This window comes from Xylanibacter ruminicola 23, assembly GCF_000025925.1.
Taxonomy (GTDB): domain Bacteria; phylum Bacteroidota; class Bacteroidia; order Bacteroidales; family Bacteroidaceae; genus Prevotella; species Prevotella ruminicola.
This window is the reverse complement of the sequence record NC_014033.1, coordinates 3,057,367-3,083,024: the sequence shown is the minus strand read 5'-3', so window position 1 is coordinate 3,083,024 and position 25,658 is coordinate 3,057,367. Positions and strand designations below refer to the sequence as shown.

The 25,658-nt window shown below is 45.3% G+C and carries 22 protein-coding genes; 8 read left to right on the top strand and 14 right to left on the bottom strand.

Translation table 11 applies throughout. The features are described 5' to 3' along the window. Position 1 precedes the first annotated feature (1 nt). Genes gmk through PRU_RS13050 form a run of 7 tightly spaced genes read left to right on the top strand, consistent with a single transcriptional unit; the run spans position 2 to position 7,002 of the window. Positions 2–580: a guanylate kinase gene (gene gmk / locus PRU_RS13080; RefSeq protein ID WP_013064872.1), complete on the top strand. Its 579-nt coding sequence runs from the start codon at positions 2–4 to the stop codon at positions 578–580. Further along, the gene (nadD, locus tag PRU_RS13075) at positions 577–1,125 is read left to right on the top strand and encodes a nicotinate (nicotinamide) nucleotide adenylyltransferase (RefSeq protein ID WP_013065028.1); all 549 of its coding nucleotides are present in this window, start codon (positions 577–579) and stop codon (positions 1,123–1,125) included. The genes gmk and nadD overlap by 4 nt, the downstream gene beginning before the upstream one ends. Beyond that, on the top strand, positions 1,118–2,956 hold the full coding sequence (locus PRU_RS13070) for a phosphoethanolamine transferase (protein WP_013065390.1): 1,839 nt from the start codon (positions 1,118–1,120) through the stop codon (positions 2,954–2,956). Before nadD ends, PRU_RS13070 begins: the two co-directional genes overlap by 8 nt. Next, positions 2,953–4,041 carry an acyltransferase family protein gene (locus tag PRU_RS13065; protein ID WP_041386267.1) on the top strand — a complete coding sequence of 363 codons (1,089 nt, stop codon included), beginning with the start codon at positions 2,953–2,955 and terminating at the stop codon, positions 4,039–4,041. Before PRU_RS13070 ends, PRU_RS13065 begins: the two co-directional genes overlap by 4 nt. Further along, on the top strand, positions 4,038–5,021 hold the full coding sequence (locus tag PRU_RS13060; protein ID WP_033150265.1) for an acyltransferase family protein: 984 nt from the start codon (positions 4,038–4,040) through the stop codon (positions 5,019–5,021). Before PRU_RS13065 ends, PRU_RS13060 begins: the two co-directional genes overlap by 4 nt. Continuing rightward, positions 5,018–5,602, top strand: a complete 585-nt coding sequence (locus tag PRU_RS13055) for an HAD family hydrolase (RefSeq protein ID WP_013063029.1) — start codon at positions 5,018–5,020, stop codon at positions 5,600–5,602. Before PRU_RS13060 ends, PRU_RS13055 begins: the two co-directional genes overlap by 4 nt. Then, on the top strand, positions 5,599–7,002 hold the full coding sequence (locus tag PRU_RS13050; protein ID WP_041386264.1) for a DUF6080 domain-containing protein: 1,404 nt from the start codon (positions 5,599–5,601) through the stop codon (positions 7,000–7,002). Before PRU_RS13055 ends, PRU_RS13050 begins: the two co-directional genes overlap by 4 nt. A 21-nt stretch (positions 7,003–7,023) precedes the next feature. Here PRU_RS13050 and PRU_RS13045 read toward each other — a convergent pair whose 3' ends face one another. The 10 genes from PRU_RS13045 to PRU_RS13000 form a co-directional block, all read right to left on the bottom strand. Then, a complete protein-coding gene (locus PRU_RS13045; RefSeq protein WP_013065221.1) occupies positions 7,024–8,049 on the bottom strand; it encodes a hypothetical protein in 1,026 nt (341 codons plus the stop codon). After that, positions 8,046–8,852: a LicD family protein gene (locus tag PRU_RS13040; RefSeq protein ID WP_013064734.1), complete on the bottom strand. Its 807-nt coding sequence runs from the start codon at positions 8,850–8,852 to the stop codon at positions 8,046–8,048. The genes PRU_RS13045 and PRU_RS13040 overlap by 4 nt, the downstream gene beginning before the upstream one ends. Beyond that, positions 8,849–9,901, bottom strand: coding sequence for an NAD-dependent epimerase/dehydratase family protein (locus tag PRU_RS13035; RefSeq protein ID WP_013064310.1), 1,053 nt, complete (start codon positions 9,899–9,901; stop codon positions 8,849–8,851). Before PRU_RS13035 ends, PRU_RS13040 begins: the two co-directional genes overlap by 4 nt. Beyond that, positions 9,889–10,611 carry an IspD/TarI family cytidylyltransferase gene (locus PRU_RS13030; protein WP_013065350.1) on the bottom strand — a complete coding sequence of 241 codons (723 nt, stop codon included), beginning with the start codon at positions 10,609–10,611 and terminating at the stop codon, positions 9,889–9,891. Before PRU_RS13030 ends, PRU_RS13035 begins: the two co-directional genes overlap by 13 nt. Before the next feature lie 3 nt (positions 10,612–10,614). Further along, the gene (locus PRU_RS13025) at positions 10,615–12,057 is read right to left on the bottom strand and encodes a lipopolysaccharide biosynthesis protein (protein WP_013064356.1); all 1,443 of its coding nucleotides are present in this window, start codon (positions 12,055–12,057) and stop codon (positions 10,615–10,617) included. Positions 12,058–12,071: 14 nt separating this feature from the next. Then, a complete protein-coding gene (metG, locus tag PRU_RS13020) occupies positions 12,072–14,138 on the bottom strand; it encodes a methionine--tRNA ligase (protein ID WP_013063560.1) in 2,067 nt (688 codons plus the stop codon). 102 nt (positions 14,139–14,240) lie between these two features. Beyond that, positions 14,241–15,125, bottom strand: coding sequence for a hypothetical protein (locus PRU_RS13015; protein ID WP_013065535.1), 885 nt, complete (start codon positions 15,123–15,125; stop codon positions 14,241–14,243). Positions 15,126–15,137: 12 nt separating this feature from the next. Further along, positions 15,138–15,584 (bottom strand): DUF6108 family protein, encoded by a 447-nt coding sequence (locus tag PRU_RS13010; protein WP_049769171.1) that lies wholly within the window; start codon positions 15,582–15,584, stop codon positions 15,138–15,140. Between the two features lie 5 nt (positions 15,585–15,589). After that, the gene (locus tag PRU_RS15470) at positions 15,590–16,267 is read right to left on the bottom strand and encodes an RNA polymerase sigma factor (protein WP_013063971.1); all 678 of its coding nucleotides are present in this window, start codon (positions 16,265–16,267) and stop codon (positions 15,590–15,592) included. A gap of 74 nt (positions 16,268–16,341) precedes the next feature. Next, entirely contained in the window at positions 16,342–16,872 is a 531-nt protein-coding gene (locus PRU_RS13000; protein WP_013063185.1) for an RNA methyltransferase, read from the bottom strand. 411 nt (positions 16,873–17,283) lie between these two features. Here PRU_RS13000 and nadA point away from each other — a divergent pair, with 411 nt between their 5' ends. Next, positions 17,284–18,231, top strand: a complete 948-nt coding sequence (gene nadA, locus PRU_RS12995) for a quinolinate synthase NadA (protein ID WP_041386261.1) — start codon at positions 17,284–17,286, stop codon at positions 18,229–18,231. A gap of 18 nt (positions 18,232–18,249) precedes the next feature. On the opposite strand, the gene porZ is transcribed toward nadA, so the two are convergent. The 4 genes from porZ to PRU_RS12975 form a co-directional block, all read right to left on the bottom strand. Further along, on the bottom strand, positions 18,250–20,154 hold the full coding sequence (porZ, locus tag PRU_RS12990) for a type IX secretion system anionic LPS delivery protein PorZ (protein WP_013064451.1): 1,905 nt from the start codon (positions 20,152–20,154) through the stop codon (positions 18,250–18,252). A 3-nt stretch (positions 20,155–20,157) separates the two neighbouring features. After that, entirely contained in the window at positions 20,158–21,675 is a 1,518-nt protein-coding gene (locus tag PRU_RS15745; RefSeq protein WP_073044448.1) for a non-canonical purine NTP diphosphatase, read from the bottom strand. After that, positions 21,675–24,497, bottom strand: coding sequence for a leucine--tRNA ligase (leuS, locus tag PRU_RS12980; protein ID WP_013065560.1), 2,823 nt, complete (start codon positions 24,495–24,497; stop codon positions 21,675–21,677). Before leuS ends, PRU_RS15745 begins: the two co-directional genes overlap by 1 nt. A 100-nt stretch (positions 24,498–24,597) precedes the next feature. Beyond that, a complete protein-coding gene (locus tag PRU_RS12975; protein ID WP_041386260.1) occupies positions 24,598–25,578 on the bottom strand; it encodes a DUF3667 domain-containing protein in 981 nt (326 codons plus the stop codon). Positions 25,579–25,658 lie beyond the last annotated feature (80 nt).

The following is a 25,658-nucleotide window of genomic DNA, read 5'->3' as shown; positions in this document are numbered from 1 at the left end:
GATGGCAAAAGGTAAATTAATTATTATATCGGCTCCATCGGGCACAGGCAAGAGTACCATTATCTCATGGCTGATGAGAGAGCACAAGGAACTGAATCTGGCCTACTCTATCTCGTGCACATCGCGAGCTCCTCGCGGCACAGAGCAGAACGGGGTAGACTATTTCTTCCTGACACCAGAGGAATTCCGCCAGCGTATTGAGAACGACGAATTCCTGGAGTACGAGGAGGTATATACCGACCGCTTTTACGGCACGCTGAAGTCGCAGGTTGAGAACCAGTTGGAAGCTGGACAGAACGTGGTGTTCGACGTTGACGTGAAAGGTGGCGTAAACATCAAGAAATTCTATGGCGACAAGGCGCTGAGCCTGTTTATCCAGCCCCCATCAATCAACGAACTTCGCAAACGATTGGAAGGTCGTGCAACAGATGCCCCCGAGGTTATCGACCAGCGTATTGCCCGTGCCGAGTTCGAACTCTCGTTTGCCGATAAGTTCGATAAGGTGGTTATCAACGACAAGTTGGAATATGCCGAGGCTGATGCTTTGGAAATAATCAAGGATTTTTTAGATATCGAATGATAAGAACGGGGATTTTTGGCGGATCGTTCAATCCCATTCATAACGGTCACATTTCGTTGGCTCGTCAGCTTTGTGAAAAAGCTGGGCTCGACGAAGTGTGGCTGATGGTTTCGCCACAGAACCCCCTGAAAGCCCAAGCCGATTTGCTGGACGACCAGATACGCATGGAGATGGCCCGCCTGGCTGTTGAAGGCGAAACTGGCATCATAGCCAGCGACTACGAGATGCATCTGCCCAAACCATCGTACACCTGGAACACACTCGAGGCCCTGAAGCGAGATTATCCCGACCGCGAGTTTGTACTGATGATAGGTGGCGACAACTGGCAGCTGTTTGACAAGTGGTATCGTGCCGATGATATCCGCAATCAGTACCAGATTATCGTTTATCCCCGTCGTGGTTGCGAAGGTGGTATCGACGGACTCGACCTCATCGACATTTCGAGCACCGAAATACGCGAGTGCATCCAGGCAGGCAAGCCTATCAATCATCTGGTGCCAAAGGCTGTGGCTGAATATATAAAGGAACACGAACTCTATGCTTAAAGGACTGAAAATAAACCCATTAAAGTGGATTGGCGCCCTGTTTATGCCCATCCAGAAAAACAGCGCATTCTTTGTGTTTATGTTTGCGCTGGGAATGATTTGTACACAACTGGAACTGATGCCCGTCTATCTGGTAGGCAAAGGTGCCGAACCATACCAGTTTTCCGAACCCGAACTGTTTCTGGATATCTACGCCGTATGCGTAGTGCTTACGCTGATACCCCGAAAGGTTCGCTATTGGGTGCGAGCGCTACTCTACATCCTGCTATACACCACAGCCATTGTGGATATGTACTGCTACGTACGTTTTGAGTCGACTCTTACCCCCACCATGCTGATGCTGGCTAACGAAACCACAGGTCAGGAGGCCAGCGAGTTTCTGCGTGGCTATATTACATGGGATGTAGTTACATCAAAAGTAGGCTGGGTACTGCTCTTGGCGCTGGTGCACATCGCTTGGACGGTGATTCGCCGAATGACCAGACATCTCAGCAACAGGCTGATTCTGCCCAAGATGACCCCCATTGTTATCGAGGGCTACAACGCCATTGTAGGTGTAATCGTAGCTTGGGCACTCTGCTCTTGTGTAACACTTGTTTGGCCCAACAAAGAGGCTATGCACCGCATGTTTACCCACACCACCGTGGGTCAGATGGAGCACGAGCTTACGCGTAAGGACAAGGCCGAATTCTATGTACCTATCTACCGATTGGTATTCAGCATGTACGCCAACCACCTGGCCGACAACCAGTTAGTACAGCTCGAAGCTGCCAGCGAGAAGGTGCAGATAGATAGCTGTAGTTATCGTGTGCCTAACATCGTATTGATTATCGGCGAGAGCTACAACAAGCACCACTCGCAGCTGTATGGCTACAACATGCCCACCACACCCAAGCAGAAGGCTTTGGCACAAGAGGGCACGCTGGTACCATTTACCGATGTGGTAGCACCCTGGAATCTTACCAGTTTTGTGTTCAAGAACATCCTGTCGCTGCAGGCCATCGGCGAAAAAGAGGAATGGTGCGATAAACCACTCTTCCCAGAAGTATTCCGCAAGGCAGGCTATCACGTTACGTTTATCACCAACCAGTTCCAGTCGAAGGCTAACGAGGCTGTTTACGACTTCAGCGGAGGTTTCTTCCTGAACAATCCTGATCTGAGCAAAAAGTTGTTTGATACACGTAACACCCGTCTTTATCCTTATGACGAGGGCGTGCTGCAGGAGTACGACCGTCTGAAGAAGGAGGATAAGGAGCATAATCTGATTATCCTGCATCTGATGGGTTCGCACCTGATGTACAAGTCGCGATATCCGCAGAATGCTACCCATAAGTATCTGAAGGAGGATATGTACAATCGTCCTGAACTTACCAAAAAACAGCGTATGATTCTGGCCGATTACGACAACTCTGTACGTTATAACGACTCGATTGTATGGGCAGTTACCCAGCGCTTTGCCGATAAGGATGCTATAGTAATCTACATGCCCGATCATGCCGAAGAGATATTTGATGGCGAGCCATATATGTACGGACGTATGCATGGCGCCAACATCGATTACCGCCTGGCACGCAACGAGATGGAGATTCCGTTCTGGATATGGGGATCGCCAAAGTATCGCGAAAACCACCCATACGGCTGGACAGCTATCCAGGAGGCCAGAAACCGTCCGATGATGACAGATGTGCTGCCACACCTGCTGATGTACTTTGGCGGTATTGCCTCGCCTCTCTATCACGAGCAGTATAACATCGTGAGTCCGGCTTACGACACCAAACGTCCACGTATCCTGAAAGGCGTAACAGATTATAACCAGTTAAAGAAGCAATGAAAGAACTGTTATCAAGAAAAGAGTGTTCTGCCATGCGTGGTGTTGCCATCCTGGCCATCATGCTGCACAACTATTGCCACTGGCTCAGGGGCATCGTGAGAGAGAACGAATATACCTGGCAACAATTCAAGTTCGATGAGCTGTGGCGCCTCACTCTTAATCCAGATGAACAGTTACCCATGCATCTGGTGTCGTTCTTCGGCCACTATGGCGTGCCCGTATTCCTCTTTCTGAGTGGTTACGGACTGGTTAAGAAATACGAACAGGGCAAGTTACCCGAGGTAGGTTTGTGGCGATTTGTACGCTACAACTATCTTAAGTTGTTCCGCATTTTTATCGTAGGCTTTGTGGCCTTTATCTTGCTCGATGCCATCACCCCAGGCATGCATCGCTATACCTGGACAGCGGTGGTTGGTATGCTGGGCATGTTTGCCAACCTGTTCGAGGATCCCTCGCATGTGGTTTGGCCTGGTCCTTACTGGTACTTCAGCATTACCTTGCAGCTTTACATTTTCTATCGCCTGGTACTTTATCGCTGGCGCCACTGGGGTGTAGTTGCAGGTATGATAGTTCTGTGCTGGTTGTGGCAACTTTCCTGCCAGGACGATGCTGTTTTGCTGGAGCGATTACGTTATAACTTGATTGGCGGCGTGCTGCCTTTCGGCTTAGGCTTGTTGGCAGCTAGAATACCAACAATTATTCCCACGTTGGGAACAAAACATTCCCACGTTGGGAACAAAATATTCCCTAACTGGGAATATATTATAGCCTTATTACTCGCTGTTGCCCTCATCGTAGCTTTGAGTTCAAACTTCCAAGGCTGGCTATGGGTTCCTGCATTTATCGTTGTTGGCACCATTGCACTTGTAAAAGTAATGCCCGAATGGATGCTGTCGTACAGCGTCTGGGTGGGTGGTATCTCGTCAGCTATCTTTGTGGCCCATCCGCTGGTTCGAAAAATCATTGTGCGACCTTACATTTATGATGATATGTATGCAGGGTTGCTGCTCTACGTGGTAGCAACGCTGTTCCTCTCGTGGTTATTCAAGAAGCTGATAGACCAACTGCCAAGTCCCAAACTGTGAAGATAAAGGATATAGAACTGGCCAACATTAGCCGTTATCGCGCTGAATTGATGGGAGCAGCTATGCTGTTCATCATCCTGTTCCACGTGCCGCTGGCTCGTAGTAACGAGTTCTTCGGATTAAGGCGATGTGGTAATGTGGGGGTAGATATGTTCCTGTTCCTGAGTGGTATCGGCCTTTGGTTCTCGTGGGTAAAGAATCCAGCTTTGTGGCAGTTCTACAAGCGCCGCCTGCTGCGTATTTATCCTGCCTGGCTGGTAATGGCATCGCTCTTCTATCTGCCACGATTCGACTGGACAAACGGCGATTATATCGACCTGATTGGCGACATCGCCATTAACTGGGACTTCTGGTTGCACGACGAGCTCACCTTCTGGTATATCCCAGCCATTATGATGCTCTACCTCTGGGCCCCGCCTTACATGCGATTGATTCAGCGCCATCCCGTTTACCGATGGATGCCTGTAGTTATGATTCTATGGTGCATCTGGGTGCAATGGATAGCCCCATTGCATCAGGCCGTAGGGCATATCGAGATATTCTGGAGCCGCGTGCCCATCTTCTTTATCGGCATTAACTGCGGCGAACTGGTGCGAAAACAAACCAAGATTGATGGTGCAGGCATCTGGATGATAGTGGCTATCTTTGTGGCTACCTTCAGTTCGTGTGTGTATCTGGAGCAGATTTCGCACGGACGATTCCCCTTGTTTGTAGAGCGTATGATATACATACCGTTTACCATCACGCTGATTATGATGCTGAACCGTGTGTTCCGTCGCACGCCGCGATGGTTCAACAGCTTCTGCGCTTTCTTTGGTGCCCTCAGTCTGGAGGCCTATCTGATACACGATCACTTTGTGATGACCTACCTCATCCCCTACCATCTGGGATACTGGCTTACGGCCTTACTCACCATCGTGATTACCATCCCTTTGGCATGGGCACTACAAAAGATACTGAAACTCATCGTTAGAGTATGAAGAAGATATACGCCTTCGATTTCGACGGAACGCTGACAACTAAGGATACGTTGATAGAGTTTATCCGTTTTGCCAAGGGCACATTGGCCTTTGGATGGGGCTTTGCACGCTATGCCCATCTGCTGGTGCTGATGAAACTGGGGCTCTATCCTAACTGGAAAGCCAAACAAAAGGTGTTTGCATACTTCTTTAAGGGTATGACTATCGAGGATTTTAACGCCCTCTGCCAAGCCTTTGCAGCCTCATCGCAGTATCTGCTACGCCCTGCAGGCATCAAGGCCATACAGCAAGCCCAGAACGAGGGGGCGGAGGTGCTGATAGTAAGCGCATCTATCGATAACTGGGTGCAGCCTTTCTTTACTGATGTAAAAGTGCTGGGCACACAGATTGAAGTGATTGATGGCGAGCTGACAGGACGCTTTCTTACCAAGAACTGCTATGGCCAGGAAAAGGTGAGCCGTATCCTGACCCTCTTTCCCGACAGAAAGGATTATCACCTGACTGCCTTTGGCGATAGTCGTGGCGACAAAGAAATGCTGGCATTTGCCGACGAATCATATTTTAAACCATTCAGACAATGAGAAATCCACTTAAGATATTCAAGATTAAACCCGAAGAACGCTGGCAGTCGACGATTGCTCTTATGGTTATCATAGCCCTCAACGCTATGTTTATCTTCCGTATGCACGAGTTGTTTATGCAACCAGGTTTCGGCCCCTATTGGAAGGCTTTCGAACACGAGCTGCATCTGTCGGGCTACGACCCGCTTACCTATCTGGGCGTAACCAACTGGGATGTGGTGTATCAGGTGTATCGCCACCCGTTGCTGTCGTTTATGATATGGCCGCTGTGGGTTATTAACGAGGGGCTTACTTGGCTGTTAGGCGTTAACTGCGTGCAGTATCTGGTAGCAGGATTGCTGATATTCTGTACTTTCTACTCATACATCTTCCTGTATCGCATTCATCGCGAGGTGATAGAGTTAGGACAAAAGGATGCAACGCTGCTCACGACCTACTTCTTCTCGATGGCATATATTCTGATGGCAGCCATCGTGCCCGACCATTTTACAATATCCATGTTCCTACTGCTCATCACGCTCTATATCTCAGGTGTATGCATCAAAAAGCGCCGTGAGTTCAAGTGGTGGCAGTCGGCCATTCTGTTCTATATCACAGCAGGTGTTACGCTGAGCAATGGTGTGAAGGTTTTCTTATCAGGATTCTTTGTAAATCTGCGCGATTTCTTCCGTCCAAAATACCTGTTGTTGGCTGTTATCCTGCCAGCTGCCTTGCTGTGGGGAACGGCACAATGGGAGTATCGCACGTATGTGCTGCCCAAAGAAAAGGCACGCGCAGAACAGAAAGCAAAGAAAGCAGAACAGCAAAAGGCACGTGTGGCCCAGATGACTGCTGAACAGAAAGAGCAGTACGAGGCCAAGAAAGCCCGTCGCGATAAGGTATTACAGCGCCAGGCAGCCAAGACTGGTAAGCCTATGGAGAATTACGGTTTCCTGAAGTGGACAGACATCTCTACATCGCGCTGGCAATCTACCTATGAGAACCTGTTTGGCGAGTCGCTGCAGTTCCATCAGGACTACTTCCTAGAGGATGTGCTGGTTCATCGTCCAGTATTTGTACGTTACAACTGGGTATTCAGTTATATCATCGAAGCACTTATACTGCTGTTCTTTGTGATAGGCGTGTGGATGGGACGTAAAAGCCGTTTCCTTTGGCTCTGCCTGTCTGGATTTGCCTTCGACATGCTGATACACATCGGCTTAGGTTTCGGCCTTAACGAGATATATATCATGACGCCACACTGGGCATTTGTACTGCCCATTGCTACAGCCTATCTATTTAAAGCCGTACAAACAAGCTGGCTAAGATGGGTAGTGGCAGCTATGACTATATACCTATTAATATATAACGGCTATCTGCTGACCGATTTCCTGCTATCGCCTATCAAAGCTATCATATAACGAAAAAAGCATGCCTCAATATCAGGCATGCTTTTCTGTGCCTAACCACTTACGGATACGTCGCGAAAAAGCTTTCGATATATTACCAAACTGGCCATATCGGATATTAAGCCACAACTCCTCTAACGAATAGCTGATCTTGGTTAAAGGATGACGCCATGCAAGAATCTTGTATAGTCTGTCCTTATAACCTACATTCTCAATCACATATCTAGGGTGTTTAAGTGGAAATTCCAACTCATAACGCTTCATGGTAAAGATTTTAAGGAAGCGCTTGGGTGTGGTCTTGGCCGAAGCGGTAAAATGCGTAGAATCGGCCATTAAACCCAGATTATTTATCTGGTTCTTTGAAGGAAGAATGGCCAGACCAGAATTAAACAGCATGGATGCCCAGAAAATACTCTCGTAGTACTCCTTGCCAGTAGCACGATGATTGGCGAACATCTTAATCATATCCTTTCTGTATTTGCGCTGCTCGGCCAAAGCCTTTAGCTGTGCCATATTATACGCATCGTCGAGGAATGAATACTGACCGTCCCACTGATCGATAACGCGTCGCCACGACGCCCAGCCCCAGATGCCAAATGTTGAGGTAAAGAAGTAATCGTAAGGACAATCCTCTGTAACCTCATCGATATTAAAGCCCGAAATCATACTGATACGCTCGTCGTTCTCGTACTTATCAAGCATCTCCTTACAGAAAGGAAAGAACGACTGTGAGGGCACATCATCGTCCTCAAGCACCATGCACTTATCAACGATAGAGAAAGCCCATTTCTGCGAGATATACTCAGAAGGATCGCAGCCATAGTTTTTTTCCTGATACATACGATGCACCTCGCACTCCCAGTCGATGTTCTCATCGCTCACAATCGCACGACAAGCCTCTATGCCAGCCATATCACGTTCGCCACGAGGACCATCCTGGTAGAGAAACAGCTTTGAGGGGCGAGCCTCCTTAACCGCCTCGAAAACCTGGCGGAAAGTATCTGCACGATTAAAGAACAGCAGCAGAACAGCAATATCAGTCTTTGCGGGTTGTTTCATATCAGTTCGGGCATAATGAATACAGAATGAATCTTTTGCTTCTCTTTAGGCGGAATCTCCATGTAGTTACGATAGAGATCGCTCAGATAAGCATCAGGATTGCAAGGCGCACTAAATGATTTCCCCTCGAAGTTAATAGTACCCAATGGGAAAACAGAATCCTGGCGATGCATAATGCCATAACCATTATTAATCAGGATATTCGACAGGTACACGTTCTTAGGACGAACGGCGCAAAGCAAACTCCAAAGGCACTTATTAACGGCATATTTGGCACCAAACCAGAAGAACTCAGCAAACGCATTAAATGAATAGTAATGCGACTTGTGCAGGATAGAATAACTCTTTGAAATACCCAATGTAATACGCTTTACCCACTTTTTGGACAGCGTAGGATAATCTACCATTGGGAATATATCAACATAAAGACCTTTCTGATAGTCGGCCGCAAAGTTATCTGAACCTTCAACATAGAAAGAATTCAGATCGCGCACCTTTACGATAGGCTCTTTTGATTGCGGTTCAATCTGTGGTGTCTGCAGGAATAAACCTTCGCGAAGTTCGGATGGTGCCACACTTACAAAACGGTCCAGATCCTCCTGACGCATGGCAATATCGATATCGTCATCCCAAGGAATAAAGCCCCCATGGCGAACTGCACCTAATAGTGTACCACCATCAAGCCAATAGCCAATCTGGTGCTTCTTACAGATACGGTCGATCTCTTCGAGAATAGACAACTGTTTCAGCTGGCAGGCACGCAGTTGCTGTTCCTTGAACTTCTGCAGATATGGATTATTCATGACTTTAATATTGATAATGTACGACACACTGCATCCTTCATCGCATACTGAGGATGCCAATTCAATCCCTTAAGGCGGCTGTTATCAAGTACGGCACGCATAGCAATCGAAAAGCCCTTCTGTTCTGTTTCTGAAGGTAACTCGAATACAACCTGCTTATCGGCCCACTCGGCACACAGCTGAGCAAAGTCCTTTAAGCGCACATTGCAGGCCTCGTTGGCTATATTATAAGCTACACCCTCTTCGCCATGCAGCAACACGTGCAACATAGCTCCTACAGCATCAGCCACATAGGTGTAAGAGAAGAGCTGTTCGCCCTTACTCTTCAGTACGATATTCTCGCCAGCCAAAGCCTTCTGGATAAACTGCGATGAGGCTTTACTATCGCTCATCAGCATGGTAGGACCAAACACACGGCTCAGTCTTACAATCTTAACCTGAGCACCACGTTCAGCAATATACGACTGACAGAGGGCTTCACTCAGTCGCTTTGACTCTGTATAGCAGGCACGCGAAGTAGCTAAGTTCAGCTTTCCAGTGTAATCCTCAGTAAAATCATCATCACCACGGGCATTACCATACACCTCGACTGTTGATGGATAGAGCACCATCGCATTACAAGCCAAAGCTTTCTCGAGCGCCTGTTCAGCACCTTTCACATTAATATTGATAGTCTCGATGGGATACTTTGAATAAGCTAATGGATGGGTGTTAGATGCCAAAGGAATAATTACATCAACCTTAGGCAACTCTAAAAGCGACTCTGAGGCTTCGCGCTCCACAAAATGGAAGTTGCTGTCCTCAAAATACTCACCAAGTCGCAAGGCTGCTTTTTCGCGATTACGCCCCAAGGCATAAATAGTGATGTTAGCGCCTTTCTTATTCAGATGCATCAAAGCATCTATCAAGCAAACGCCAATCAAACCTGTAGCACCAGATATCATAAACGATTTGCCATAAAGACGGTTGATATCACCCAACTGAGTGATACGATCCAAATCCTCCTGATAAAGAGGATGCTGCTTATAGAGTGATATTACTTCAGCCATGTGTCCTTATCCATTTTCATATAACCCTTGAACATCTCCAGATCATCCTTAGTGGTAAGTTTGATGTTCTTATCCGAACCTGCTGCAAAATGCAGCGTCTCACCCAATTCTACCATCATGGTATTGGTGTAAGACGAGCCATGAATACCTATGCCTTTTTCGAAAGCCTCGTGATAGGCAGCATCAAGCTTCTTGAACTGATAGGCCTGAGGTGTAGATACACGTCGCAAGGTTTCGCGAGGAATATACTGCTTAGTGGTTGTTTCATCGTCAGGATTTACAATGAATATCTGTTCATTATAAGGCAACGATGTTACTCCATTACCATACTGCATAGCTTTCTGGATAACATCAGTAAGTACGGTATCATCCACCAGGGGACGGATACCATCGTGGATAATGATGATATCATCGTCAGAAGCCTTGCTTTCTAAGTCGTACACACCATTACGAATGCTCTCCTGAGCACTGTTTCCACCAGCTACAACAGCCTGAAGTTTGGTAATATTAAACTGGCGAGCATAGGCCCAAAGCACCTCATGCCAGCCATCAAGACAAACTACTTCGATAGCATCTACCATAGGATGACGCTGAAAACTCTCCAATGTATAGATGAGTACAGGCTTATCGTAAACGTTGATAAACTGCTTGGGAATATCCTGTCCCATTCTGTTTCCAGAGCCGCCGGCAATAATCAAAGCATAGTTCATATCTTATTGTTTTTTAATTTTGTTCATCATAAAATCTGTAGTCTCCTTCAGTATCTGCGCACCAGCCAGGCGCATCACAGCATAATAGAGTACAGCTGCCAATATACATCTACTGATGAGCAGCAGCACCAGGTTTCCAATATTCGAGGTGATATAACCTGTAGCAAACATCACACCTGCAGCAGCCAAAGCAAAAGGCATGATATCCTTCAGCATCAGCAATAAGGTATAGCTGGTATCCTTACAGGCAAAGAAAAACCACACAAACAGCCAAAACAAATTAAGTACTACGTAAGTCTTAACCATCGTGGCAATACCATAGGGGTAAAGCGTTAGCATGGCTACAATCTGAAGCAAACCCAACGCTAACGTACAGCCCATAAACGTACCTGATTTACCTCTACTTATCAGGAAATCGGCCATTAATGTGCTGATGGGTAGCACAGCACCACACACACATATCCACTGCAGATATTGTGCTGATATAAGCCACTTCTCGCCTATGGCCAGCACAATAAACTCTTTTGCTACTAAGCCGAATCCCAACAACAAAGGGAACGAGATAAATGCAGCAAAACGCACCATCTTACGCAGTACAGCCAGTTGGCGCTCGCGATCATCCCTTACGCTTACCAGCACCGTCTGATCTACCTGCTTTACCATACCTTGGATAAGCGATGTACACTTGTTGTTCCACTGATAGGCCTGGTTATAGTTACCAGTATCATGTGCGCTAAAGTAACGACCCAGCAACATATTCATCACGTTGTTATTGACCTGTGTCAGCACATCGCTAATCAGGATCTTTACGCTGAACGGAAATGCCTTACGGATAAACGTAAAATCAACCTTCAGCGTAGGGCGCCAATCGCTATAATGCCAGCGCAGCAGGGTAGATATCAAAATAAAGAGGTTAGTTTGAGTGGCCAAGCTCCAATAAGAAAAACCTTGCCAAGCCATCACAGCAGCCACACTACTGGATAGGATAGTAGCCGTAATGCTAGCCTTAGCCAGTTGCTGGGCTCTGAGATTCTTATAAAGATAAGCCGCCTGCGCTACACCACTACAACTGAATAACAGCCCGATAAAGGCATAACGACATAATGCAACCAATCGGGGCTCATCATAGTAATCAGCTATTAATGGTGCTGAGAAGAAAAGCGTTAAGTAGATAACGCCACCCATAAAAATATTGAACCAAAAGACAGCATTATAGTCACTGTCTTTTGGCTCTTTTTCGTTAACCAGCGCTGTAGAGAAACCACTATTCTGCAAAGCGGTTGCTATCAGCGAAAAGATGGTAATCATGGCTATAAGACCATAGTCGGAAGGATTAAGCAAACGACCCAGAATGATACCAAAGATGAGGCCGAGCAATTGCTGAACGCCATTGTTCATTCCACCCCAAAACAGGCCCTTAGCTGTTTTTTCCTTCAAAGATTCCATCCATTGAACAGATATTATCCTACCTGGCTTCCTGGCTTTACATCCTTAGTGGTTGTAACCACACTCAGACTCTCGTCGGCATCAACGGCACTCAGAATCATACCCTGACTCTCGATACCCATCATGTTACGTGGAGCAAAGTTGGCCACAAAGAGGATACGCTTACCAATCAATTCCTCAGGATTCTCGTAGAAAGCAGCAATACCCGAGCAGATGGTACGATCGGTACCAGAACCATCGTCGATGGTAAACTGCAGGAGTTTCTTACTCTTCTTAACCTTCTGACAATCCTTAACCAGACCTACACGGATATCAAGCTTCTCGAACTCCTCGAAGCTAACGGTATCCTTGATAGGAGCAGCCTTATAGTTAGCTGCCTCGTTGGCTTTCTTAGTAGCCTCCAGCTTATCCAGCTGCTTCTGGATAACCTCATCCTCAATCTTCTCGAACAGCAGAGCAGGCTCACCCAGCTGATGACCAGCCTCCAGGAGATCGGTAGAACCCAACTGTTCCCACTCGAAGTTGCTGATGTTCAGCATCTCGCGAAGCTTCTTACTGCTGAATGGCAGGAATGGCTCAAAGGCAATAGCCAGGTTAGCTGTCAACTGCAAGCAGATGTTCAGGATAGTCTCGCAACGCTTTGGATCAGTCTTCCAAACCTTCCAAGGCTCGCACTCTGTGATATAGCGGTTACCAATACGAGCCAGGTTCATAGCCTCGAACTGAGCATCGCGGAACTTGAACTGCTCCAGATTCTCTTCTATCTTAATTTTTACATTTTTAAATTCTTCAATTGCTTGACGGTCAACGTCAAGCCACTCGCCACAAGCAGGAACTACACCGTTCCAGTACTTCTTGGTGAGCTGGAGGGCACGGTTTACGAAGTTACCGTAAACAGCTACAAGCTCGTTGTTATTGCGATCCTGGAAATCCTTCCAAGTAAAGTTATTATCCTTTGTCTCAGGTGCATTGGCTGTCAGTACATAGCGCAATACATCCTGCTTACCAGGCATATCAACCAGATACTCGTGGAGCCATACAGCCCAGTTACGAGAGGTTGAAATCTTATCGTTCTCAAGATTCAGGAACTCGTTGGCAGGTACGTTATCAGGCATGATATACTTGCCGTGAGCCTTCATCATTACAGGGAAGATGATACAGTGGAACACGATGTTGTCCTTACCGATGAAGTGAACCAGACGAGTATCCTCATCCTGCCACCACTTCTCCCAGTTGCCCCACTTCTCGGGCTCCTTCTCACAAAGCTCCTTGGTGTTTGATACATAGCCGATAGGTGCATCAAACCAAACATAAAGTACCTTACCCTCAGCATCCTTTACAGGTACGGGGATACCCCAATCCAAGTCGCGAGTCATCGCACGTGGCTGCAGATCCATATCCAACCAGCTCTTACACTGTCCATATACGTTTGGACGCCACTCCTTGTGCTCCTCCAGAATCCACTGCTTCAACCAGTCCTGATACTCGTTCAAAGGCAGATACCAGTTCTTGGTCTTCTTCAGTACAGGAGTAGAACCAGAGATAGTTGACTTTGGGTTAATCAGCTCTGTTGGCGAAAGGTCGCGTCCACACTTCTCACACTGGTCGCCATAGGCACCCTCGTTGTGGCAGTGTGGGCACTCACCAGTTACATAGCGGTCGGCCAGGAACTGCTTAGCCTCCTCATCGTACAGTTGCTCAGTAGTCTCCTCAGTCAGCTTGCCCTCGTCGTAGAGTTTCTTAAACCACTCGGCAGCAAACTTATGATGAGTCTCACTGGTAGTACGGCTATAGATATCGAACGAGATACCAAACTCCTCGAACGAATCCTTAATCATCTTATGATAGCGGTCAACCACATCCTGAGGAGTGATACCCTCTTTGCGGGCACGAACGGTAATGGGCACACCATGCTCATCACTTCCGCCGATGAACAATACCTCGCGCTTCTTCAGACGAAGATAACGCACATAGATATCAGCAGGTACATATACACCAGCCAGGTGTCCGATATGTACGCCGCCATTAGCGTATGGTAGCGCCGACGTCACCGTCGTACGCTTGTAAGTCTTGTTTTCCATTTCCTTAAATACGTATTTATTATTTTGGCTGCAAAATTACGAAAAATCCCACAGAAAACAAAACTTCTGTGGGATTTCTTTGTTATTATTACCTAAACAGTATCAGAAATATACGCCAAACGATACGGGGTGGAAATTAATACCATCACCATAGGTGGAATTCAGAATACTCATTGGCGAGTATTTGGCATAGATGCTAACCCAGTTATGGATACTTACCTCACCCATGATATCTACTGTGATAGGACGCTGGTGAATTTGCTTATACACATCCTTGTGTTTATTACCATCAGCATCGCGATATTTATTCTTAATGCTGGCATAGGTATTGAAGTTGATGACAGGACCTAAGCCAAAAGTTGTTTTCTTGGTACGATATTTCCACATCATAGGAATCTGCAGACTGAACACCTTTATACGCGAGAAATCGGCCTCATAGCCTGCAGGATAACTCTGCTCTGACAGCATACCATCATTGGCTTTGTAAAAATACTGACGACCATCGATACGGAAATTACGCCAATCAACACCAAAGCCTATTGAGAATCCATTGTGCTGTCCGTACTTAAATTTCTCCCACTCCATAATGGTCCACATGATTTCCCATGAACTGCCTACCGACTGTGAACTATTGTATTTTGCATCAGCACCATATGTAAGACCAACAGCCAGACGCATACTGGCATTATTAGTTTTTAATGGATAACCTGTACCTCTGCTATGTTTCTTTACAAAATCAAAGTTCCAGGTATCTTTATTAATATTGGTCTCGCTCACATAGTTAGAGTCAACCAACAGAATTTTACTTTCGTAGGTGTACTTATCATCATTCTCACGTCCGTAAACTTTTACTTTTTGGATTGAATCACCAGTGATGATACGCACCTTTTGAGGCTTAAGAATGGTCAGGGTGTCGTTATCGGCAACTGTAGTTGCATTTACTGTGGCCGAAACAGCCAAGAGGAAAAGAATAAATAGCTTTTTCATATCGTTATATCTTTATTTAATTAATTCTCGTAATGTATCCAGCGAATTGAGCGTACCTTCCATATAGATAACCGTAACCTCCTCGTTATTTCGTTTATAGCACAGAAAACGGTTATGGTTGCCCTCTTTGGATAGTTGTAGCATCAATGTTTCCTTCGAACGACTCTTGGTGCTTGAGTAGTTTTCAGAATAGATATTGTTAGGATGCTTTTTCTTATCGAGTTCAATCAGATCGTGTACACGAGTTATCTCCTGCTTATTGTTGGCCTGAAAGCGCACACTGCGAAATAAGGTAAGCTGATACTTAGAGAGCATCTTACCTTTTACTCGTGTTTCAACCATTCGCTGCTGTGGGATAATCTTTCCTGCAAAGAGTGGTTCTATGTTCAGTCCACTCTGTGCATTGGTTGTAAGCAGCATCCAAAAACACGCCATGAAAATCATCAGTACTCGTTTCATATCTCTTAATTACTAAATAAATCGTTCAACTGTTGTTCTATCTCATTCTGAGTATTATCCTCAGTCATCTCACCCATCGTTCGCTTCATCTCAGCCATAACAGTCTGCTGGTCGGTATATTTCTTACCATATACATAAGCTACACATTCATCGCTGTTTTCTACTTTCAGCACATGAACTGTTACCATCGATATGCCTATCAGTAACGATGCGGCTGCGAATATAGCTATCAAGCGTTTACGTACCATCGATCTGGCTCTACTCAGCGTTTTACGCACAGCCACCTCGGTTGAGCCAAGCACGATAGCAATCTCCTTGGTTTTCATACCTTGTAGATGATGCATACGCAGAATGGTTCGCTGTGTAGAAGGAAGTGTGTCGATAACGCGTAGCATCTGTTCTATCTGCTCGCCATCATCGCTCAGATCATCTTCGTAAGATAATTGAGTGATATCTACTGTGGGATGCTTTCTGCGCAGACAATCGATACATAGGTTGCGAGTTACCATACAGGCAAAAGCTGAAATAGGCGATTTCAGTTGTTCGCGCATCAGCCAGAGTTTCACCATCGTATCCTGTACGATGTCCTCAGCCTCATCAGTAGTACCCAGATATTTCTGAGCCACACTGATTAATTGAAGCCTAAGCCCTTCTGCCTGTTGTTTAAACTCGTCAGTTGTCATTCTTTTTCTTTGTTGCTTTTATCCTTAATACGCAGAAAGTTTAGAAATGTGACATCAAAGCAACAACTTTTTTACTAAAGAATGATATTTTTTGCAAAATGCCAGATGATGATGCCACCTGTTACTGATACATTCATGGAGTGTTTGGTGCCAAACTGAGGTATCTCTAAACAACCATCCGAAGCATCGATGACTTCCTGATGAACACCTTTTACCTCGTTGCCTAACACCACAGCATACTTCTTATTATTAATAGGTGTAAAGTTCTGAAGCATGGTTGAACCATGAGCTTGTTCAACAGAATAAACTTCATAGCCTTCAGCCTTTAATGTCTCAACTGCCTCAAGTGCCGTATCGAAGTATTTCCATGTTACACTATCCTCGGCACCAAGAGCTGTTTTATGAATCTCGGCCATAGGTGGTGTACTGGTAATACCACAAAGATAAACTGCCTCGATACGGAAAGCATCACCCGTACGGAAAACACTACCCACATTATGCATTGATCGCACATCATCTAACACCACAATGAGTGGCAACTTGTCTGCCTGCTTAAACTCGTCGACAGTCAGACGATCCATTTCTATTGTACGTAACTTCTTCATTCTGCCTGCAAAGTTACTACATAGAAAACAAACTACCAAATAATTGTGGAAAAACCTGTTGATAAGTGTGTGGATAACTATGTTAATAACTTGTTAATTATACCCTACACTCTTACATTTGGGGATATCCACAGGTTTATTACGTATATTTTCGCAAGTTTTCCACACTTTTATGCCAAAATAAATAATAAACTTATTAATTTTGCACCGAAATTGGAAATTGTGGATAAGTATGCTTAGTGGTTCATTATCAGACAGAAAGAATTAACAGTAATGGTTAATAAGTGATTTTTTGTAGTTAATAGTCAATTATACAATAAAAACGCTAAAAAGTTATCAAGATATTCACGGCATATCATACTACTTATTCTATTTTTAAAAAATAAATAAAAAAAGAAATATAAAAATAATATGGTGTTGACAACAAAGGAGCTGAAAGCTGAGATTCGTAAGATGTGTGAGGAAAAAGATGCCATCATCCTGGCTCACTATTATACGATTGGTGATATTCAGGATATCGCCGATTTTGTAGGTGACTCGTTGGCTTTGGCGCGTAAGGCTGCCGAGACTGATGCCAAAGTAATGGTAATGTGTGGTGTGCACTTTATGGCCGAAACCTGTAAGCTGCTATCGCCTGATAAGATTGTGCTTTGTCCTGATCTGGCAGCTGGCTGTTCGCTGGCCGACAGTTGTAAGGCCGAAGACCTGAAGAAGTTTAAGGATGAGCATCCTGGTTATCAGGTTATCAGTTATGTAAATACCACAGCAGCTGTTAAGGCGCTGACTGATGTGGTGGTGACCAGTGGAAATGCAAAGAAGGTGGTTGATCAGTTGCCAAAGGATGCTAAGCTGATATTTGGTCCTGACTATAATCTTGGTAACTATATCAATGAGGTGACAGGTAGAAAGATGTTGCTTTGGAATGGTGGTTGTCATGTGCACGAGCGTTTCTCGGTTTCAAAGATTCTGGAGCTTAAAAAGCAGTATCCCGATGCAGTAGTGATGGCACACTTGGAGTGCAAGGCACCAGTATTGGCTGTGGCTGAAGTTAAGGGAAGTACAGCTACGATGCTGAATTATGCCCAGCAGAGCGATAAAAAGCAGTTTATTGTGGCTACAGAGGCTGGTATTCTGCACGAGATGCAACGTACTTGTCCTGATAAGGAATTTATCCCTGTACCTCCAGAAATAAGCGAGAGTGGCTTAGAATGCAGTTGTAATGAGTGTAATTACATGAAATTAAATACACTCGAGAAGGTTTATAACTGTTTAAAGACTATGAGCCCTCAGATTGAGGTTGATCCTGAGATAGCTAAAGAAGCTGTTAAGCCAATTAATAGAATGCTGGAGTTGAGTTAATTAACTCCAGCTTTTTATTTAATTGATAACGGCAATTTTACAAACGGTACCTTTCTTACCATCCGATGTAGCTGTTATCACCATATAAACACCGCTTGCTACGCGTTTTCCTTGCTTATTACAGCAATCCCAGTTAAACATACCGCCATTACTACGTCCTTCGGCTACAATGGCACCTGTAGCTGTTGTAATCTTCACATCAGCGTCATAACTTAATCCAGTAATGGTAACCATGCCAGTAAAATCGGGTGTAACTGGATTAGGATAAGCTATCACGTTATCTTTAGTCATCTGCTCGTTAGGTTCTACAGCATTACTCTGATAAGAACATAAGCCATTATCCGACAGGAAGAATACTTCGCCTGATTGATGGTTTATAGCGATAGATGAGATATTGTTATACAGCAGCTTTGAATTATCTATATTAAAGTTATGCTCCTGTATCAAATTATCTGACGAAATAAGAAAAACGCCAGCGCTTTCGGTACCAAACCATTTACGATTTCCACCATCTACAGCTATACTGCTAATGGCTATGCCGTTCAACAAATAGTCAGCAAAATTCGTACCGTCGTTACGTGGCACTTTAACCTGATAGAAGGTAACTTGAGATTGTCCTATCTCTGATTTCTGAATCATAAATGGGCCCACATCGGTACCTATCCATATATTACCTTCTTTATCTTCTGTAATACAGTTGATATGGTAGATGGTATATTTTGTATCGTCCTGGTTTAATATCTGATCGTATTTAAGTATCACGTCCTGATCGGTATCGTAACAGAATACCGATGGATTCTCCCAGTTGTTATTAGTAAACCAAAGTAAACCACGACTATCAAACATCATATTCGATAATCCTGGTACTGTAATTCCTTTCTCGTCGGTAAGCTCTTGGTGGTGATGACTTATCCATTGATAATCGGATGTAAGCTCCAGTAAGCTTACCCCTTTAGCCAAGCTGTTAAGCACCCATAGATGACCTTTAGCATCGAACTTTATACCTAATATTAAAAGATAATCATTTCCGAGCTGATTACCTCTGTCGAGTGCAGCCATTAACGGACTATTCTCCTTATTATAATAGTTAATAAGCTTGCCGTTCTTAAATTCGTAGAGTCCGCATCTGCCTCCCGCAAATACATGTTCCGGGTCGTTAGGGTCGGCATCAATACAGCAGATATCCACATAAGCATAACCTGTAATCTCGTTAATCTGCTCCTGATACAGCGTCCAGTTGTTACCATCATACACCTGAATGGTGCCAGGAAGTTCATTATCGGGCATTGCAGGCAGAAAATAACCACCTGTGGTATAGAGTCGGCCATTAATGAATTTCGACTGGTAGAAGCGGTTATAAGCCGGTCCTTCTGGGATCAGGGTTGATACGGTAGCGATATACTTATCGTAATCATCCTGATAAGGTTGCAGATTGTGCGGATAATCGGGATGATTTTTGGTATAAGTATCCGATATCTCAGCTTTCAGCATATTTACTTTAATGATAGCAAAGCTGGTGGTGAGATAAGCATACACATCATCGATAGAGATGGCTGTAACTGTTTTATCCTCGGTTATCGATTTGGTATAGAGGGCCGATATATTAATAATGTCGCCATCGGGTTCTATCAAGTCGATATTCGAGTTTTCGTAAACGGCTATCAATCGCTTGGCTTTTTGGTTCCAGGCTATATGAGTGATGCGGGTATCACTTAACCCGTTTACTTTATCGTAGGTAGTGATACTCGCATCATCAATATTATACTGGTAAAGATTGTTCGATGCCAGCACAAACAGCTCGTTGTTAGCCTTGCATATCTGCTGAACATCATGGTAGGCCAGATAGTTGCGCCATGTACCTATTTGCGCTGTTGCCAAGTAGCAATAGCATACTGTAAATACGATGGCAAGCAACCTCTTCATACACTACCTTTTTAATAGATAATCGGCCAGTTTCTGCACGGCTTTGGCGCGATGACTGATGTTATTCTTAATACCCGTACCCAGCTCGGCAAATGTTTTGTTATAACCTTCGGGCATAAAGATAGGATCGTATCCAAAACCTTCGCCGCCTCGTTTACCTTCGGTAATTACACCGTTTACGATACCATCAAAGGTGGTTACCTTTCCATCGATGATGAGGGCGATAACGGTGCGGAATCGGGCTTTGCGATTATCGTTGTTCTCGAGTTCGGAGAGCAGCTTTTTCATGTTAGCCTCAGAGTCGTGTCCTACACCGCCGGCATATCTGGCGCTGTAAACACCAGGTGCACCTCCAAGTGCATCTACCTCTAAGCCTGTATCGTCGGCAAAGCAGTTAACATGATACTTATCGTAAACCCATTGGGCTTTTATCAGGGCATTATCCTTCAGTGTCTGACCTTTTTCAGGGATGTCGTCGTGACAGCCTATCTCGCCAAGCGACAGTACTTCGAACTTGTTGCCAAGAATCTTTCTAACCTCGCTGAGTTTATTCAGATTATTGGTGGCAAATACTATTTTCATCTTTTTCTTTTCTTCGATATTCTTGATTTTTACTTTCATCTCATCGAATCCCTCGCCATATACACCGATTACACTCGACTGCGATACAAAGGCGTTAGGGTCTATCATCTTGATGAGTCGGAACATGTTTACACTCTCGTTCTTCTTGGCCAGGATGCAGAGCACTTTCATCTGTTTACCAGTGTACCATCCATGACCATCAAGAATAGTCACACCATGATTCATCTGGGTGCCGATAGCGTTGGCTATCTCTTGCCATTTGCGAGAGAATATAAAGAACTGTACCGACTGCCTGCGGGCATTCATGACATAGTCGAGTACGTAGTTCTCCATGGCCATCACACAGAAACCGAACATCACCTTATGAGCACGCTCCAGATAGGTGCCGAACTGTGGGAAGAACATACACGAACCGATGATACAGAAGTCGGCTGCTATCAGTACAGAGCCCAAAGACACGTTGTGATACTTGTTGACTGATGCTGCGATGATATCCGTGCCACCAGTAGAGCCATTATGCAGGAATACGGTAGCCAGGGCGATACCTGTAATCACACAGCCGATGATCATCGACATGAAATCCTGTCCTTCACCCATGAGCTTGAATGGCAAGCCATTATCCTGCTTTGGGATGATGTCTTGCGCAAATCGCAGCATGAAGTAAAGCGTAAAAATGGCAAAGATAGTCTTCATCAGGAACTTATACCCCAGTATCTTCAGGGCCACTATCAGTAGCAGACCGTTGATGATGATATAGGTGTTTTCCAGATGAAAGCCTGTAGCATAGTAAATGATAGCTGATAAACCAGTGACACCTCCTGCCACAATCTGATAGGGCATCAGGAATACTGTGAAGGCGATGGTATAGAGAAAAAGGCCAAGGGCTATAAACATATAGTCCTTGACCTCATTCCAAATAATCTTATGATCGATAGTCATTATTTCTTTAAAACAATGTTCACCATACGCTTAGGGACGATGATAACCTTTGCTACCTGGAAACCTTCGAGGTACTTCTGAGCGCGCTCATCGGCCAGTACAGCCTCCTCGATGGTCTTATTGTCGGCGTCAGCAGGGAAAGTCATATCAAAGCGAGTCTTACCGTTAAAGGCAACACCAAGCTTGGCCTCGCTCTCAACCAGATACTTCTCTTCCCACTTTGGCCACTGTGAGTCGCATACACTACCCTGCTCACCCAGCATCTCCCAAAGCTCTTCGGCCATATGGGGTGCAAAAGGAGCAATCAGTATAACAAGTGTCTTCAGCATCTCCTTGTTCTTACACTTCTGCTGGCCCAGCTCGTTCACGCAAATCATGAAGGCCGAGATAGATGTGTTATAGCTGAATGTTTCGATATCGGTAGATACTTTCTTGATAAGCTTGTGTACGCTCTTCAGGTTCTCGGGTGTAGCAGCGCCCTCGTCGAATCCATTCTGGAAGAGGTTCCAGAACTTCTTCAGGAAGCGGTGACAGCCATCGATACCGTTGGTATCCCAAGGCTTACTCTGCTCAACAGGACCCAGGAACATTTCGTAAAGACGCAGGGTGTCGGCACCATACTTCTCTACAATCATATCGGGATTAACCACATTGAACATCGACTTCGACATCTTTTCGATAGCCCAACCACAGATGTATTTGCCATCTTCGAGGATGAACTCAGCATTGTTATAATCTGGTCGCCAAGCCTTAAAGGCCTCAATGTCCAGAATATCAGCCGATACGATATTTACATCTACGTGGATAGGAGTGGTTTCCTTATAGTTACCTCTCAGGTTCAAGCTTACAAACTTACCCTTGTCGGCACCCTCGTCCTCAATACGATATACGAAGTTAGAACGACCCTGAATCATACCCTGGTTAACCAGTTTCTTGAATGGCTCGTCCTCGCAGCTGTAACCTGAATCGAAGAGGAACTTGTTCCAGAAACGTGAGTAAATCAGGTGACCTGTAGCGTGCTCTGTACCACCTACGTACAGATCTACGTTACGCCAGTACTCATCGGCATCCTTGCTAACAAGCGCCTGCTCGTTCTTGGGGTCCATATAGCGCAGATAGTAGGCTGATGAACCTGCGAAACCAGGCATGGTGTTCAGCTCGAGTGGGAATACGGTCTTGTTGTCGATCTCGTCCTTTGATACCACCTTGTCGGTCTTAGTATCCCAAGCCCACATCTTAGCACGTCCCAATGGTGGCTCACCAGTCTCGGTTGGCTTGTACTCATCAATCTCAGGCAACTCGAGAGGCAGACACTCCTTTGGAATCATGTAAGGCATGTCGTCCTTATAGTAAACAGGGAATGGCTCACCCCAGTAGCGCTGACGTGAGAAGATGGCATCGCGCAAACGGTAGTTAACCTTTACACGACCCAAGCCCTGCTCGGTAACATATTTCTTGGTGGCAGCGATGGCCTCCTTAACAGTCAAGCCATTCAAGCTGAACTTAGCTGATGACGAGTTGCAAACAATACCCTCCTTGGCATCGTAACTCTCCTCGCTTACGTCAGCACCTTCAATCAGTGGGATGATGGGCAGGTTAAAGTGCTTGGCAAAGGCGTAGTCGCGACTGTCGTGCGCAGGTACAGCCATAATGGCACCTGTACCATAACCAGCCAGTACATATTCTGAAATCCAGATGGGGATCTTTTCGTCGGTAAATGGATTGATGGCGTAGCTACCCGAGAACACACCTGTTACCTTGTGGTCCATCTGGCGCTCACGCTCTGTGCGCTTCTTTACATAAGCCAGATACTCATCTACTGCAGCCTTCTGGTCGGCAGTTGTCAGCTCGGCTACGAGATCTGATTCAGGAGCCAGCACCATGAAGGTTACACCAAACATTGTATCGGCACGAGTGGTAAAGATGGTAAAGTGCTTATCGCTGTCGGCAACGTTAAACTCAACCTCAGTACCCTCAGAACGTCCAATCCAGTTACGCTGGGTTTCCTTCAGCGAGTCGGTCCAGTCGATAGTATCAAGTCCGTCAAGCAGTCGCTGTGCGTAAGCCGATACACGCAGACACCACTGACGCATCTTCTTCTGCTCTACAGGATAACCACCACGCTCTGATACACCGTTGATTACCTCGTCGTTGGCCAATACGGTACCAAGTGCAGGGCACCAGTTAACCATTGTCTCGGCCAGATAGGCTATACGGTAGTTCATCAGTACCTCCTGCTTTTTCTTCTCTGAGAAGGCGTTCCACTCGGCAGCAGTAAAGTGCAGCTCCTCTGTACCAAGGGCATTACAGTTCTCGGTACCCATCAGCTCAAAGTGCTCAATCAGCTTGATGGTTGGCTGGGCCTTGTGCGATGAAGTGCTGAAGTAACTCTTGAACATGCGCTGGAAAGCCCACTGGGTCCACTTATAGTAGATAGGATCACAAGTACGAACCTCGCGCTCCCAGTCAAAACTGAAACCTATTTTATCCAGCTGTGAGCGGTAACGGTTAATATTCTCGAAAGTGGTCTTCTCAGGGTGCTGACCGGTCTGGATAGCGTACTGCTCGGCGGGCAGTCCGTAAGCATCGTAACCCATGGGGTTCAGTACGTTATATCCCTGCTGACGCTTGTAGCGGGCATAGATATCACTGGCGATATAGCCAAGTGGGTGACCTACGTGCAAACCTGCTCCTGATGGGTAGGGGAACATGTTCAGTACATAGAATTTCTTCTTGTTCTTGTCTTCCACCACACGATAGGTTCCATTCTCAACCCATCGCTTCTGCCATTTCTGTTCGATGTCTCTGAAATTGTAATCCATTGTATCTTTTAATTTTAATTGTTTCCGTACATAATAAATACGGGTGCAAAGATACAAATTAGTAAGCAGAACACCAAATTTAAAAGCCAAAAATTATATACTACAATATATATAGAACGTATAGGAATGCCAAAGCAGCAAAAATACCTGCCAATAAGATAGCCATCAAAAACAATAGCACAAATGATAGTGCAACCTTAAAGAATGTCTTGATATAGCTGTAACCATATAGCTGTTTCAGGGGTACGATGCTCGCGGCGCCAGCTACTATACTCATTAAGACGTTTCCAGGAGAGAAAAAGTCTCCAACAATACTGATGAGTGTCATTAAATTTGTGATGTAAACCATCGAGACAAAGAACTCAGAGTAGTGTATGTCTGGAATTTTTTTATTGTGGCGGAAAAGAAGGTACATTGGGGCCGACAAAACGAGTAGTAAAAGGAACTGAGAAGCTGTCTGGTTGTCTGTGATCCAACGGAAAAACTTCTGGAGAGTTTCTGCGAATTTCAAACCGAAATATTTCCCATTCACTTTTATGGAATTGCCATCTTCGCCTTTCTCGATAGCTAATTTTTTTTCGTTAATTTGTATGGTGTCAGGTGGAGCGGCTTCGCTCATGTTGTCGGCCATTTTGTCAAGGTTGCTGGATGTTTCGTCAAGGTTTTGCGTAATTACTTCCTTGCTCTGACTGATGACATTCTCCATCCTGATATTCAGGCCCGACTGTACAAGTACCAATAAGGCTATGGACAGGAAGAACATCTTGAACGGAGGGAAATACGCCATCTGCATGCCACTCAGATAGTCGCGAATCATGTAACCTGGACGCAACAGCAAGTCGCGAATGGTTCGGAACATGCCACGATTGCCCAGGCCCCAAACGTCCAAAAACAGCAAAAATGCCGATTTGAACGAGTAACGACCGATGACAGCTTTCTGTCCGCATCGGGGGCAGAAGTTGCCATGAAATTCTGTTTGGCAAGTGGCGCACACATGCTTCTCGGCAGTCATTTTTTTAACCTCGTGAGGTCTTACCTGCCACGCCTTGAACTTTTCGTATTTCTCTCTTAACTGTTCCATTACGTTTGCAAAGGTAACAAAAAATGTTTTAAATGTATCATCCATATATTAGAATTGTATCATCCGCTGTTATTTTTTCT